At 68.8% G+C, this 12669-nt stretch carries 12 protein-coding genes and 3 pseudogenes; 8 read left to right on the top strand and 7 right to left on the bottom strand.

The window, feature by feature from the left end; translation table 11 throughout:
• Positions 1–111: 111 nt before the first annotated feature.
• Positions 112–1101: an ArsR/SmtB family transcription factor gene (locus ACFYZJ_RS30985; RefSeq protein WP_388573432.1), complete on the bottom strand. Its 990-nt coding sequence runs from the start codon at positions 1099–1101 to the stop codon at positions 112–114.
• 169 nt (positions 1102–1270) lie between these two features.
• Between ACFYZJ_RS30985 and ACFYZJ_RS30990 the strand changes: the two genes are divergently transcribed.
• A complete protein-coding gene (locus tag ACFYZJ_RS30990; RefSeq protein ID WP_388573434.1) occupies positions 1271–1759 on the top strand; it encodes a hypothetical protein in 489 nt (162 codons plus the stop codon).
• 157 nt (positions 1760–1916) lie between these two features.
• Here ACFYZJ_RS30990 and ACFYZJ_RS30995 read toward each other — a convergent pair whose 3' ends face one another.
• Positions 1917–2372: a DUF5946 family protein gene (locus tag ACFYZJ_RS30995; protein WP_388573436.1), complete on the bottom strand. Its 456-nt coding sequence runs from the start codon at positions 2370–2372 to the stop codon at positions 1917–1919.
• A 97-nt stretch (positions 2373–2469) separates the two neighbouring features.
• On the opposite strand from ACFYZJ_RS30995, the pseudogene ACFYZJ_RS31000 reads away from it, so the two are divergent.
• Positions 2470–3679: pseudogene (locus tag ACFYZJ_RS31000) on the top strand (IS701 family transposase).
• A gap of 104 nt (positions 3680–3783) precedes the next feature.
• Here ACFYZJ_RS31000 and ACFYZJ_RS31005 read toward each other — a convergent pair.
• Together ACFYZJ_RS31005 and ACFYZJ_RS31010 are read right to left on the bottom strand one after the other, a co-directional pair.
• Positions 3784–4718 (bottom strand): IS5 family transposase gene (locus ACFYZJ_RS31005; RefSeq protein WP_388573438.1). Its coding sequence is split into 2 segments (ribosomal slippage): positions 3784–4325 and positions 4325–4718, totalling 936 coding nucleotides; the frame shifts between segments, so codons are not numbered across the junction.
• Positions 4719–4756: 38 nt separating this feature from the next.
• A complete protein-coding gene (locus ACFYZJ_RS31010) occupies positions 4757–5173 on the bottom strand; it encodes a nuclear transport factor 2 family protein (protein WP_388573440.1) in 417 nt (138 codons plus the stop codon).
• A 105-nt stretch (positions 5174–5278) separates the two neighbouring features.
• On the opposite strand from ACFYZJ_RS31010, the pseudogene ACFYZJ_RS31015 reads away from it, so the two are divergent.
• Positions 5279–5476 (top strand): annotated as a pseudogene (locus tag ACFYZJ_RS31015) (TetR/AcrR family transcriptional regulator); the annotation flags it as partial.
• A 330-nt stretch (positions 5477–5806) separates the two neighbouring features.
• Here ACFYZJ_RS31015 and ACFYZJ_RS31020 read toward each other — a convergent pair.
• Positions 5807–6850 carry a GlxA family transcriptional regulator gene (locus ACFYZJ_RS31020; RefSeq protein ID WP_388573442.1) on the bottom strand — a complete coding sequence of 348 codons (1044 nt, stop codon included), beginning with the start codon at positions 6848–6850 and terminating at the stop codon, positions 5807–5809.
• A 133-nt stretch (positions 6851–6983) separates the two neighbouring features.
• Between ACFYZJ_RS31020 and ACFYZJ_RS31025 the strand changes: the two genes are divergently transcribed.
• Both ACFYZJ_RS31025 and ACFYZJ_RS31030 read left to right on the top strand, forming a co-directional pair.
• A complete protein-coding gene (locus tag ACFYZJ_RS31025; protein ID WP_388573444.1) occupies positions 6984–7910 on the top strand; it encodes an NADP-dependent oxidoreductase in 927 nt (308 codons plus the stop codon).
• Between the two features lie 932 nt (positions 7911–8842).
• Complete coding sequence (locus ACFYZJ_RS31030; RefSeq protein ID WP_388573446.1) at positions 8843–9475, top strand: hypothetical protein; 633 nt, start codon at positions 8843–8845, stop codon at positions 9473–9475.
• Positions 9476–9847: 372 nt separating this feature from the next.
• On the opposite strand, the gene ACFYZJ_RS31035 is transcribed toward ACFYZJ_RS31030, so the two are convergent.
• Positions 9848–10315 (bottom strand): hypothetical protein, encoded by a 468-nt coding sequence (locus tag ACFYZJ_RS31035; RefSeq protein WP_388573448.1) that lies wholly within the window; start codon positions 10313–10315, stop codon positions 9848–9850.
• Positions 10316–10410: 95 nt separating this feature from the next.
• Between ACFYZJ_RS31035 and ACFYZJ_RS31040 the strand changes: the two genes are divergently transcribed.
• From ACFYZJ_RS31040 to ACFYZJ_RS31050, 3 genes are all read left to right on the top strand, one after another.
• Positions 10411–10866 (top strand): DUF6228 family protein, encoded by a 456-nt coding sequence (locus tag ACFYZJ_RS31040; protein WP_388573450.1) that lies wholly within the window; start codon positions 10411–10413, stop codon positions 10864–10866.
• On the top strand, positions 10863–11738 hold the full coding sequence (locus tag ACFYZJ_RS31045) for a hypothetical protein (RefSeq protein WP_388573452.1): 876 nt from the start codon (positions 10863–10865) through the stop codon (positions 11736–11738). The genes ACFYZJ_RS31040 and ACFYZJ_RS31045 overlap by 4 nt, the downstream gene beginning before the upstream one ends.
• 273 nt (positions 11739–12011) lie before the next feature.
• Entirely contained in the window at positions 12012–12539 is a 528-nt protein-coding gene (locus ACFYZJ_RS31050) for a hypothetical protein (RefSeq protein WP_388573454.1), read from the top strand.
• On the opposite strand, the pseudogene ACFYZJ_RS31055 reads toward ACFYZJ_RS31050, so the two are convergent.
• Positions 12511–12669: pseudogene (locus ACFYZJ_RS31055) on the bottom strand (transposase); the annotation flags it as partial. The gene ACFYZJ_RS31050 and the pseudogene ACFYZJ_RS31055 sit on opposite strands and share 29 nt — an antisense overlap.

The following is a 12669-nucleotide window of genomic DNA, read 5'->3' on the forward strand; positions in this document are numbered from 1 at the left end:
TCGCCCAAGTCCTTTCAGGTAGCACCGGGTCCCACGTCTCCCTGCCTGAGCCTGACGCTCCGGGCTCGCCCCTACCCTCTGAGAACCCCAACTCAAGGTGAGCCGGGCGGATCAGACCGGGTCGGCTGCCGGAAGGCGCTGGTAGAAGACGTGTCTGGAGCTGCGGGTGCGCTGTATGAGTCGGGCGCGGTGCAGGATCTGAAGGTGGTAGGAGACGGTCGCCGGGCTCAGGTGCAGGCGTTGGGCGAGTTCCCCGGTCGTGCGGGGCTGTACGAGTTCGGCGAGCAACTGCGCCCGGGTTGTGCCGATCAGTTGGTTCACCTGCCTGGGGCGGGCGGCTTCTGGGGGTATCGCTGGGTAGACGATCAGCGGTGTGCGGGGGTCCGGGGCGTCGGCGGGTGCGCCGGCGCAAAAGACCGCTCGGTTGACGAAGGCGCTAGGTACGAAGATGACGGCGTCGGCGTGGATCGTCATCCGGTGCGGGCCCGGTGTCGGCAGCCGGAAGTCCAGGCCGCCGTCGCACCATTCGAGGTTCGCAGCGAGCTGATTGATCGTGTTGACGAGGCCGCCGCGCGCGATCGCGGTGGCTCTGGCGGAGACGTCGGCTTCCAGCCGGGCCCGGATTCCTGGCCACTGCGGAGCGAGGGCTGCGCGCCAGAACTGCTCCAACTCGTCCGCGAGGCGCTGGGCGAAATGGCCCTCTCCACGGTCCAGGGCCGCAAGGAGCAGCCGTGGCGGTTTCTTGCGGGCCGAGGACTGGTCCCAGGAGTGGCCGCCGATGGCCCCAGACATCTCGTAGCGAATGCGCTCTGGGGAGGCGGTGGCCACCCGGTGGAAGGCGATGTCCGGACTGGCGTCGAAGGAGAGCGGTTCGGGCCGCAGGAAATCGGGTGCGTAGCCGATGGGACCGCCGCCGCCGACTATGGCCAGCAGGCCCAGACGCCGGGCGGACAGGGCCTCGTCGGCCCGAGCTCCCCAGCCCGCATCGAGCGATTGCGGCGCGCAGCCGCGGGCGAAGAGCAGGTCGTTGGTCGCATCCAGCGCGGAGATGGCAAATCGGGCCCGCCCCAGGCCCTGCGACCCCAGCTCGATTCGGATCATGCAACGCCCCCTGATCGTCTTCGAATCTCATCGAATCATTCGACGGTGGGCCCGGCATCGGGTTTCCTGGTGCGCGTCCGGATGTCGCTGATGGCAGACCGGATCGAGCTTGTCCGAGCACTGATGTGTTGCCGCGCACTGGAGTGCGGCACAGGGGAGTGACACAGCCATGCGCAATCTCGGCAGCATCGTCGCGGCAGCCGCCCTCGCGGCCACCACGATCATCGGAGGCTCCACTGCGGCCTCCGCCACCACGGACGCACCAGCCCACGCAGAGCCCGCCGTCGCTGCGAAAACCAGTGGGTACGGCCTGAACAACGCACGGGTCCGCACGTTCCACACGGGCGGCACACGGACACAGGCAACTGTCAGTCCTCAGATCGGGAGAGTCAGCTGCGGCGGCCGCACCGACTGGTTCCGGATCTGGACCCGGTACCACGGCTTCCCCGCCTGCTACGCCAACGACGGCGAGGTGGCCTACACGCCTACGTGGACGACCTACGGTTACTGTTCGGGTAACAACAGCGGTTGGATAGAGTACTGGGTTGAGCCGTATACCCATCCGGACGTCGAGTATTTTCCCAGCAACTTTTGCCGCGATTTCTCGCAGCAGTACGGGACGGTTGAGATATCGGACTTCGCTATCACCGGTCACTAATACTCCAGCCGTAGATGTGATCTTCAGGCTATGGCCACGGCGCGCGGGCTGGGTGAGTTCGGCGCCAGGTGGTCCAGCGTCGTGAGTGCGGTCGTGGACGGGCCGAAAAACTGTGAATGCCGTGGGCCCGTTCTTCGACGGGCCACGGCCTTTCCGGTCACGTGCCCCAGCTCAACGCGTCGACCGTCGCGGCTGCCCAAGCCTTGACGCGTTGCGTGAACTCCGAGGAGGGGAACGTCCCATCGACGGCGACGTCTTGAATCGTGACGGAGAAACGGGATCGCGGTGCGTCGCGGTGCGGTAAAGCCGCGTCCCGGACCACTCGTGCAGGCTCGCCCTGCACACGATGGGAGTTGCCACGACGAGCATGACCGACGAGCCGGTTCGCTGCGTCGGGGCCGCCTTCTAGGTACGCACGCAGGAGCGCCCAAGCCATCGCGCCGTCGTCGGTGGGGAGCCGACTGGGGTGCTGGAGCAGGAAGCAGGAGACTGAGACACCGTGCAGCGGCCCCCACGGTGCCTGACGTGAATGGTCCAAAGCGAGCAAGGCGTGGAACAGCTCGTCGCAGGATCGTGGATCCATCGGGGCACCGCACTCCGGGCAAGGTTCCATGCCTTCTCCTCGATCCTCGATGTGGACTGATGACGAAGCGGTGGCCGCGGGTTACAGCGTAGTTCCTGACCGCTGGCAGGCGATGTTTGACGGCCTCATGGGCCTGATCGCAAGCCGTTTTACGCGGCTGGAACCTCGGTTGTGGGTGCGGCAGTTGGTGCTGGGACTGCTGGCGGACCTGCCGCGGAAGAACTGCTGGACGATCGCCGAGCACGCCGGGGACACCAGTCCAGACGGGTTGCAGCACCTGCTCGGCCGGGCGAAGTGGGACGCCGACCGGGTGCGCGACGACCTGCGGGCGTTCGTGGTGGGCCATCTGAGAGATGACCAGGCCGTGCTGGTCGTCGATGAGACCGGCGACCTGAAGAAAGGCACCCACACCGTCGGCGTACAGCGCCAGTACACCGGCACGGCCGGGCGGATCGAGAACGCCCAGGTCGCCGTCTACCTCACCTACACTTCCCGGCACGGCCACGTGGGCATCGACCGTGCGCTGTACCTGCCGAAGTCGTGGACATCCGCCCCCACGCGGTGCCGCCGGGCCGACGTGCCCGAGAACGTCGGCTTCTCGACCAAGCCGCAGCTCGCCGCGCAGATGATCGAGCGGGCGCTGGACGCCGGGGTCCCGGCCGCGTGGGTGGCCGGCGACGAGGTCTACGGCGACAACCCTCACCTGCGCGCTGTCCTGGAAAGGCGGCAGCTCGGCTACGTACTGGCCATCTCCAGCACCCACCGCGTCCCCACCCCCGCTGGACCTCAACGCGCGGACCACCTCGTCAAGCGCGTCCCAAGGCGGGCCTGGCACAAGCTGTCCGCCGGAAAGGGCGCGAAAGGCCACCGCTGGTACGACTGGGCGCACATCGCCCTCACCGCATCCGGCCAGGCAGGGCACCGGTACCTGCTGGTCCGGCGCAACCGCCGCACCGGTGAACTCGCCTATTACCGCTGCTATGCAGCCCGCCCAGTGCCACTGTCCACCCTGGTCATGGCCGCCGGAAGCCGCTGGACCGTGGAGGAGACGTTTCAGAGTTCAAAGACCCTGGCCGGACTGGACGAGCACCAGGTCCGCCGCTTGGAACTCCTGGCACGGCTGGGTCACCCTGGCACTGCTCGCCCACGCCTTCCTCGCCGTCACCGCCGCCCTCGAACGCCAGGGCCAGGCCACGGCCGACGACGGAACCAGCCCCGACGGACTGATCCCGCTCACCTGCAACGAGATCCAACGCCTGTTCACCGCCCTACTCACACAGCCCGTGCCAGACCTTGCACACCGGCTGCACTGGTCCCTCGTCCGACGGGACGAGTGACCCGCCTCACCCGGGGGCTGTGAGACGGGGGACTTGTGCGGCCCTGACCCGAAGCGGCCGCCATGGGGCCCCTGCAACCCGGGGCGAGGGGCGCCGTCCCGCTGTCAGCGGTTCCGGCGGGAAGGCTGGCGGGCGGGTTTCGGGGCCGTCTGGGCCTGCACCCGAAGGCAGGGTGTGGCGTGCCGGTAGACGGTGCTGCCCCCGAACGAGGCACCCGGGTTGTCGTATCTGGCCGCGACGCCTCTGGCCTGCTTCAACAGACCGATCCGGCACTCGACCTTGTGTCTGCGCTTGTACATCTCGCGGTCGAATCCGGGCGGGCGGCCACCGGCCGACCCACGACGGATCCGGTGGCCGGCCTGATCGCGCTTCTCCGGGATGGTGTGCGCGATCCCGCGTTTGCGCAGGTAGGAGCGGATCTGGAGCGAGGAGTAGGCGCGATCCGCAAGGACGTGCTTCGGGCGAGTGCGCGGACGTCCAACGCCGACCCGAGGGACGCGGATCTTCTCCATGACCCGCTCGAAGACCGGTGCGTCGCCCCGCTGGCCCGCGGTGATGACAGCCGCAAGGACGTGGAAGGAAGCGTCCACCGCGAGGTGAATCTTGGTGGTCAGCCCACCGCGGGAGCGGCCGAGACCATGGTCGTCCGGCTCGACCGCCAGGCCGCCCGGACGCGTCCGGCCCGGATCGTCAGCCCCTTTTTGCGGGCGCCGGCGGCGTGTTGGTGCGCTCGACAGACGGTGGAGTCGACCGAGACCTCCCACTCGATGATGCCGTCGGCATCAGCCTTGACATGCAGCTTCTTCAAGATGCGGGGCCAGGTGCCGTCGATCTGCCAGCGCCGGAACACCGCATACACCGTCTCCCAGGGCCCGCACCGCTCGGGCACATCCCGCCACGGCGAGCCCGTCCGCGCCCGCCACCAGATCCCGTCGAAGACCTGCCGCCGATCCCGCGGCGGCCGGCCCATCTTCGGTATCGGCGGCAACACGGCTTCCAGCCGCTCCCACTGTGCATCCGTCAGATCGCCCCGAGACATCTGAAGATCGTTTCACGGCCAGGGTGGACGGCAGCCCGTCAGCTCTGATCTGTGGTGGGCCGCCACGAACTGCCGGTCTCGCGTTCGAACGCCGGACGCACGTCAACGGTGTCGTACACGATGCGCAGCGTGGCAATACGGCCGTCCTCGGTGAGCTCAGCCAGGTCCACCACGTCAAACGGCGCGGCAGCTCCGGACGGCAGGCGCCAGTCAAAGTGGAACCAGAACGAGATCAGTGCGGCCCCCTGCTGGGTCCGGCCCTCCGCCACCCCCAGCAGAGTCAGGGCCGCCCGGCTGGTATCGGCGAAGAGCTCGGGATAGAACTCCGTGGCCGGTCGAGGGCCGTACAGCGGAGAGTGCACCATCGCTCCAGGCGCGAACAACTCCAGCACCGCCTCGGCATCCGCCCGCTCCAGCGCCGACAGGTAAGCCGACACAAGCTCAGCTGCAGTCATGATCACTCACTCAAGATCAGGCCAAATCGACAGCCCATGCTCTCATCCCACCACTTGCGCTCCGCCCATCAACCGGCACAACACCCCAACATCTCAAACACGTCTTACGGCACCTCCACCGAGTCGATCGCCAAGCGCGCCGGTGTCGCGCAGCCGTACCTCTTCCGGCTCTTTCCGGGCAAGCGGGCGATCTTCGCCGCCGCCTTGACGCGGAGTATGGAAGACACCCGGCTGGCTTTCGAGCGCGCCGCCGAAGGGGTGGAGGGCAGCGAGCAGGCCCTCCAGGCCATGGCGAACGCCTACGCGTTCTGGTCGTGGCCACGGTCTGCGACGGGCGTCCGGACGATCTTGTGGTAACCGTCCGGGATGGCGCTCATGAACGGCTTGGCCTTGTACCCGTCGGCCGCGTGCACTGGTCCGTACCCGGGCAGCCTGCCCGAGTTGGCACCGCCGACGCCTTCGCGGACGCCCTGAGCGATCTCCCGGGCGGGGTCCGGCGGCTGGGTCGCCGTCCGCCCTCTTGGCCATCGCGATCGCTCCCTCGCCTGCGCCGTTCCCGGACCCGGCCCGCCCGCTGATCAGGGATCAAGGCGGTGCCAGTGGACTCTCCGCCGTTGGATTTCTGGCTCCTCGTCAAACACTTGTTGTCACGGGGTCGTTGGCGCTGAAGGTGCGGCGGTAGGCGGCGGGTGAGACACCGAAGGCCGCTCTCATGTGGGCGCGCAGAGAGTTCGCGGAGCCGAAGCCGGAGCGGTGGGCGACCAGGTCGATCGACAGGTCAGTGGTCTCCAGCAACTGCTTTGCCAACTCCAGGCGTTGCGCGGTGAGCCACTGCAGGGGGGTCATGCCGACCTCGTCGCGGAAGCGGCGGGTGAACGACCGCAGGCTCATCCGTGCGTGTTCGGAGAGGCGGTTCAGGGAGAGGGGCTCGCCCAGGTGTTCCAGGGCCCAGGCGCGGGTGGCGGTGGTGGTGGCGACGGTGGGTTCGGGGACCGGGCGGTCGATGTACTGGGCCTGCCCGCCGTCCCGCCAGGGCGGTACGACGCACATGCGGGCTGCGCGGTTGGCGGCGGCGGCGCCGTGGTCACGGCGGATCATGTGCAGGCACAGGTCGACGCCGGCGGCGACGCCCGCGGAGGTCAGGACGTCGCCGTCGTCCACGAAGAGGACGTCCTCGTCGACCTTGACGCGGGGGTAGGCGCGGCGGAACTCGGGGGCGAGGTTCCAGTGGGTGGTGGCGGGTCGGCCGTCGAGGAGCCCGGCGGCGGCCAGGACGTAGGAGCCGGTGCAGATGGATACCAGGCGGGTGCCGGGCCGGATTCCGGCGATGGCCGTGGTGACCTCGGGCGGCAGCGGACCGCCGCGGCCCAACTCGGGCATGGCGTGCGTGGGCGGGACGATCACGGTGTCCGCGGCGGCCAGGGCCTCGGGGCCGGCTGCGGGTTGCACGGTGAAACCGGCGTCACTGAGGACCGGGGCGCCGTCGGCAGTGCAGACGGTGACCTCGTACAGCGGGCGTCCGTCGTTGTCCAGGACGCTGCCGAAGACGCGGGAGGGGATGCCGAGCTCGAAGGGTGGGACGCCGGGCAGGGCGAGGACGGCGATGCGGTGAGGTCCCGGTGCCGCGCCGGTCCGGGCGGGGTGGGGATTGGTGCACGGCCACTGCATCTCGCTCATGGCCAGATCCTGTCACATAGTGGCCAAACGGCCAACACCGTGGTGGGGGCGGGTGCCGCATCGTGGACTGCGTCGCGCCGGGGACAGCCCGGGCGGCCACATCCGATCGAGGCGAAAGAGTGAGGCGGACAGCATGCGTGCGGTGGTCGTGGAGCAGTGGGGCGGACCGGAAATGCTCGTCGAGCGTGAGGTCGCCCGGCCCGAGCCGGGACTGAACGAGGTCCTGGTACGGGTCCACGCGGCCGGAGTCAACCCGGTGGACTTCAAGACCCGGGCCAGTGGGGCCCTGATCGAGTGGGGCGAGGTCCCGGCGGTCGGCTGGGACGTCTCCGGCACCGTCGAGGCCGTCGGACCGGGCGTGGGGTTGTTCCGCCCTGGAGACGAGGTGTACGGCATGCCGATGTTCCCGCGGCAGGCCGGCGCCTACGCCGAGTACGTCCTCGCCCCGGCCCGCCACCTCGCGCCCAAGCCGGCCAACCTCACCCACGTGCAGGCGGCGGCGCTGCCGCTGGCCGCGCTGACCGCCTGGCAGGCCCTGGTGGACACCGCCGGCGTGCGCGCCGGTGAGCGGGTGCTGGTGCACGCGGCGGCCGGCGGGGTCGGTCATCTGGCCGTGCAGATCGCCAAGGCCCGCGGCGCGTACGTCATCGGCACGGCCAGCGCCGGCAAGCACGACCTGCTGCGGGAGCTGGGTGCGGACGAGGTGATCGACTACCACATGGTCCGGTTCGAGGACGTCGTCGGGGACGTGGACGTGGTGCTGGACGCGCTCGGCGGCCAGAACGCCGAGCGCTCTTTGAAGGTGCTGCGGGCGGGCGGCCGCCTGGTCACTCTGCCCGGCCCGGACGACGTCCCCGCAGACGTCCCCGACCACGTGCGGGCGGTGTGGATGCTGGTCGAGCCCGACCACCTGGGCCTGCGCGAGATCGCCGCCCTGGCGGAGCAGGGCGCACTCAAGCCCGTTGTCGACACCGTCGTGCCGCTGGCCCAGGCCGCGAAGGCGCACGAGATCGGTGAGCAGGGCCGCACCACCGGGAAGATCGTCCTGAGCGTGGCCTGATCGCACCGTGACCCAAAGTCGGCGCGCGGACAAACCCTCGGAGCCCGCGGGTGCATCGATTCCAGGGCGCCCGCCGTGTGAGGTCGGTCGGCCGCGGCCGACGGTGGGCCGAGGAATGCGATGAGATGAGGGGTCCGTTTGACAGACGCCAGCGGTGCGCCCACTGGAAGGCCGTGCTTCGAGAGTTATTGGGACGATCCGGCGGCCGCACCGCTGCGCTGGATGTCCGGGAAGTTGCCCAGTCGGCCGCATAAGGAATGACACCGGCGCCCCCCGCTCAAGAGCTCGCCGCCGAGCGGAATGGCCCGCGGTTCGACGATGCCCGAGGGGGCCAGCGCAGGACCCACGGACGCGCGGACTGGTGCCTCTTCCTTCGAGAACGTACGGGCATATCGCGCTGCTGACAGTTCCCCGACACGCCGGTGCCCACCGCCGTCCAAAAGGCCCGGGAATCTTGAAAGTGGTCGCCCAGGGTGTCCCTGGACAGGCCGGGGTGCTCCAAGCCCCCCCGAGCCTTGTCGCCGTCGGCGACCGCCCCCCGAGGGCTCCCTGATCCTACGTCATGCCCGCAACCTACGACCGGCTGTTACGAGGTGACCGGCGGCCGTCGCCCTCTCGTCGAGTCCCTCGCTTCACTCGCCTGAACGACCTCGGGCGCGCCGCTGGTGACGCAGCGACGTCCTCCTGCGGGGTCGAGCCCGAACACGGCCGGGATCCGAACTGCCCATGCCGAAAGCCCCCGGAGATCCCGGCGGGGCCGAGCCGAGACGTCGTATCCCCGGTCCCGCCGGGTGCGTAGGCCGTCGACAGCAAACGATGAGGGCGGCAGGAAGCGATCCGCAGGAGCGCGGCACCGGGTCTGCCGCACGCGCGAGCACCGAAGAGCAGCCCCCGAGCCGTGCTCGGCCATCCGCCCTTCTAGAGTGATCCACGTGCGATTGAGGTATGTCATCCCCCTGGCTGTAGCTGGTCTTTTCGTCACAGGATGCGGCGGCGAGAAGTCGGATACGAGCCACGCCGACGCCAAGGCGTCAGCGCCCGGCAAGGTGGCGATGACGCAGAAACTGACCAATCCTGGCACGAGTCCCAGCTTGGAACCGTCCCCATCGCCGGACAATGCGGCGCCGTTTGCCGAGCAGCTCGCCTACGAGTTGCAGAACCGAACCCTGAAGATGGCCGACGCGCCGGGCAAGACGACCGGGCAGTGTCCAAAGGGGCTGTCATCGAAGAAGGGCACGAAGACGACGTGCACGACCACCTACGAGGGCCTGAAGGTCCAGTGGGACGTCACCATCGGCGACAAGGCCGCCTGGTCGGTCACGGGTGACTATGTTTCCTTCGAGGCGACACCGCGCGCGGGAATCCTCACTCGCGAGGGTGTGGCTCGCATGCTCTTCGGCAACTTCAGCCCCGAGTACGTACTGTGCAACAACATCCCCAAGGCCACCTTCGCACCGCTGAATGCCCAGTCGAAGTACAGCTGTGAGACGGTCGACAAGGGCGAGAAGCCGCTCGGCTACGGGACCCCTGTTCGCGCCACAGAGAACGGTCCCCGCGCCTACTGACTCCCGCACCACGCCGGGTGTGGCGAAACGCTGGTCAGCCTGAGTCACGACGCCTCCGGTAACTGCGCGGCCGGTAGGGCCGGTTGGCGCAGGAGCTCCTCCAAGCGGCAGAGGAACGGGGCAGGAGAACACCATAGGGCTTGAAAAATCGAACGTGGCGCTTCGTGGCCACTTCCATCCGCGGACCTGACCGGCCAAGCCGAAAGGGCCCCTTGGGTAAGCCTCCCCCGAACGGGTGCTTGCCCAGGTCGCCCAGTCGACGCTGGGCTGGGCGCCGCGGCCGAACAGTCCGGTCGCGGCGAAGGAGGATCGGTGCGCAACCTCGAGACGGGACAGACGGTCGTGCGGCCGCGACGTGAGCCGCTCGGAACGTCAAGGCGCGCGACGATGGAGGCCGGTCGGTGCGCACGGAGGCGTTCGACGCGATGGCGAGCGGCGTGTGGGAGGTGGCGGCCGTGGTGTGGCAGGAGACCACAGTTGGCGTTCCACCCGGACGACGTCGGCTTCGACGATGAACGCCGCCGCCAGCGCACCATTATGACCGGCGTCACGCAGCCTGGCGATCTCCGGATCCATCTGCCCGAAGAAGGCCCGCACCTCCGGGCGGGTCAGCGGCCGGTTGCGGCTGGGCCGCCCGACATACCCCTGGGAGCGCCGTCCGCTGTTGAGCTCGGCCAGCACCATGGCGGGGAACGCGCCGAACATCTCCCGGCACATCGGCGCCCACCCGTAGGCCGGATTGACCGGGTAGGACAGGAACGCACTCAGCTGCAGCCGCTTCTGCTTCAGCGTCGAGTGCGCCGCCGCGGCGGCCACGACCGCCGACCAGCGGTCGAACACAGAGGCATCCCACTCCCACGGGAACGCATCGAACATAGCCCCGAAAGGGGAGAATTCCGATGACGTGAACGCGACGCTGGCTTAGCGTTCCGCCCATGACCTCCCCGGGTGCCGACACCAACGACAAGGCCAGCGTGACCATCCGCTGCCAGGACAACACCTTCGTTGGCGTGACCTTCTGTGACCGGTTCAGCTCCGACGCGGATTCCGTGCACTATGCCGTCGAGCTGCGGGCCCCAGGCTTGACGGCTCGCGTCAACGAGGTCGTCGCCTGGATCTGGGACAGCGATCTCGCCGCGTTCCTGGAAGAACTGGCTGCGGACTACCGGGGATGGGAGGGCGAACGGAGCTGGCAGACCAACGACAGAGACCTAACGGTGTCGGCCGTCTTCCGGTCCGGCGGCCACGTCGGGCTGACCTGGACCGTGCGACCCTGGCCGAGGGCCGCTGGCGGCTGGAGCGCCTCGGCAACCACGTGGCTGGAGGCCGGCGAGCAGATGACTGCCCTGGCCGCCGACGTCCGGTGCTTCCTCGCCGAGGAGCACCAGTGACCTCCGGCATGCGCATCACTTGGGTGCTGGGGAGACACGGATGGGCTGACTGCACTCTTGAGGATCACCACGCGAAGGCCGAGCTCACCGCTTCGTACATCACGAGTGCGCCCGAGGAGTTCCTGACCGCGGTGGCCCGGCTCGTCGCGGGGGAGACGGAGAACCGTGTCCAGTTCGAGGCCGAACCGACCGCCTACCGGTGGATCTTCTATGGCGAAGGCGACGACGTCTGGATCCGCGTGCTGGAACTGCGCGACGGCAGCGATCACGACAACAGTGGAACCGAGATCTGGTCAAAACAGCTCGACGTCAACCAACTCGCCCGCGCTGTGATCCGCTGCTTCGACGAAGTCGCACGGACTCATGGCGAGAGCGGCTACCGGGGCAAGTGGGGCGAGCACTTCCCCCGAACCGAACTGGAAGCCCTCAGACGACTGTGGAACGACCGCCGGCATCCGACGGTGCATAGGCGGATCGCGCCAGACCTGCGAAGGAGACCAATGAGACAGATCAGGGAAATGAGCGAACGCGAGTACTTCGCCTGCGTCGGCCGGCGTCCCGGCATGTTCGTCGGCACAGCCTCGTCGTTCCACCAGCTGACCGCCTTCCTCACCGGCTACGACCAGCACGCGATGCGCCACGGCGGACAGGGGCTCACAGGCTGGCACGAGTGGCTCGTCGCCCGCCGTGGCCGCAGCTGCAACCATGCCTGGCCTGGACAGGTCCTGCATATCGCGCTACCAGAGGGCTGGACCGACATCGCCGACCTGCCGCCCGAGGACGAGAAGCACGCCATCAAGGTCCTGTTCCAGCTTCTCGACGAGTTCGCTGCCGAACGCGAGGCACGTCCTGGCGCTCAGAACTCAGACTGAGTGGGACGCCGACCGAGCGTCCGTCTCGCTGAAGGTGACCCACCGCTGGTCACAGCCCCGAGGTGGGTCACCTTCAGCGAGACGGGTCACCGGTGGGTGCATCTGTCCCGTCTCCGCCAACTCAAGGCAGTCCGGTCTGACCACTGGGGCGGTCTTGGAAGCCGAATCTCAACCGAACGTGATCCGTTGATTTCTGCTGGTCAGGCATGGTGTGGCTCGGAATGAGAGAGGCATCCGGCGTCTTGTTTCCGCTCCGTGAGCGAAGGGTGTGCGATGGCGTCGGTGCTGGGAATGCTGGAGGACCGGGAGACAGCGGCCCGTGTGCGGGTGGAAGGGCTACGGGAGCAAGTCGCCCGGTCGGCTGAGGTGTTGGAGGCCGCTGAGATCGAGCTGGACCGGCGGGTGATCGCGCGGGAAGAGCTGGTCGAGGCCCTAACAGCCTCGGCTGCCGAGACCACCGCCGGGACCGAGGCCGAGGAGAAAGCGGTGCTGTCGCTCGCGCCGGGGCCGGGCTCGACGGTGCCGCCCTGGCGGGAAGGGCTGCCGGTGACGGTTCTGGCGCCGGACTATCAGTGCATTCTGGGCGTGCTGGAACAGCAGCGATCCACGGGTCACGGACCGCTTCGGGCCAAGGAGATCGCGGTGGAGCTGGGCCTTGATGCGACGCCGGCGAAAGTCGAGGGACTGCGGTCGAAAGCCCGGCGCCTGGCGGAGCGCGGGTGGCTCCTCCTGGAGGCGTCGGGGGCGTTCGGTGCCGGTCGGCCGGCCGTGGCCGTCCCAGACGCCGGCTCATCCGCGTGACCATCGACCACCGGATCATCGCCTCGCTGGTGGCGGGCAGGGTTTCGTAGTCCCGGGCCAGACGGCGGGAGTTCATCAGCCACGCGAACGTGCGCTCGGCCACCCAGCGCCTGGGCAGCACCACGAACCC

The organism is Streptomyces sp. NPDC001848 (assembly GCF_042891915.1).
Classification (GTDB): Bacteria; Actinomycetota; Actinomycetes; order Streptomycetales; family Streptomycetaceae; genus Streptomyces.

Excerpts from the sequence above, each read along its gene's own strand:
- ACFYZJ_RS30990 (WP_388573434.1), top strand. The coding sequence starts at position 1,271 with ATGCGCAATCTCGGCAGCATCGTCGCGGCAGCCGCCCTCGCGGCCACC.
- ACFYZJ_RS31040 (WP_388573450.1), top strand. The coding sequence starts at position 10,411 with ATGACCTCCCCGGGTGCCGACACCAACGACAAGGCCAGCGTGACCATC.
- ACFYZJ_RS30995 (WP_388573436.1), bottom strand. The coding sequence starts at position 2,372 with ATGGAACCTTGCCCGGAGTGCGGTGCCCCGATGGATCCACGATCCTGC.
- ACFYZJ_RS30985 (WP_388573432.1), bottom strand. The coding sequence starts at position 1,101 with ATGATCCGAATCGAGCTGGGGTCGCAGGGCCTGGGGCGGGCCCGATTT.
- ACFYZJ_RS31010 (WP_388573440.1), bottom strand. The coding sequence starts at position 5,173 with ATGACTGCAGCTGAGCTTGTGTCGGCTTACCTGTCGGCGCTGGAGCGG.
- ACFYZJ_RS31025 (WP_388573444.1), top strand. The coding sequence starts at position 6,984 with ATGCGTGCGGTGGTCGTGGAGCAGTGGGGCGGACCGGAAATGCTCGTC.
- ACFYZJ_RS31020 (WP_388573442.1), bottom strand. The coding sequence starts at position 6,850 with ATGAGCGAGATGCAGTGGCCGTGCACCAATCCCCACCCCGCCCGGACC.
- ACFYZJ_RS31050 (WP_388573454.1), top strand. The coding sequence starts at position 12,012 with ATGGCGTCGGTGCTGGGAATGCTGGAGGACCGGGAGACAGCGGCCCGT.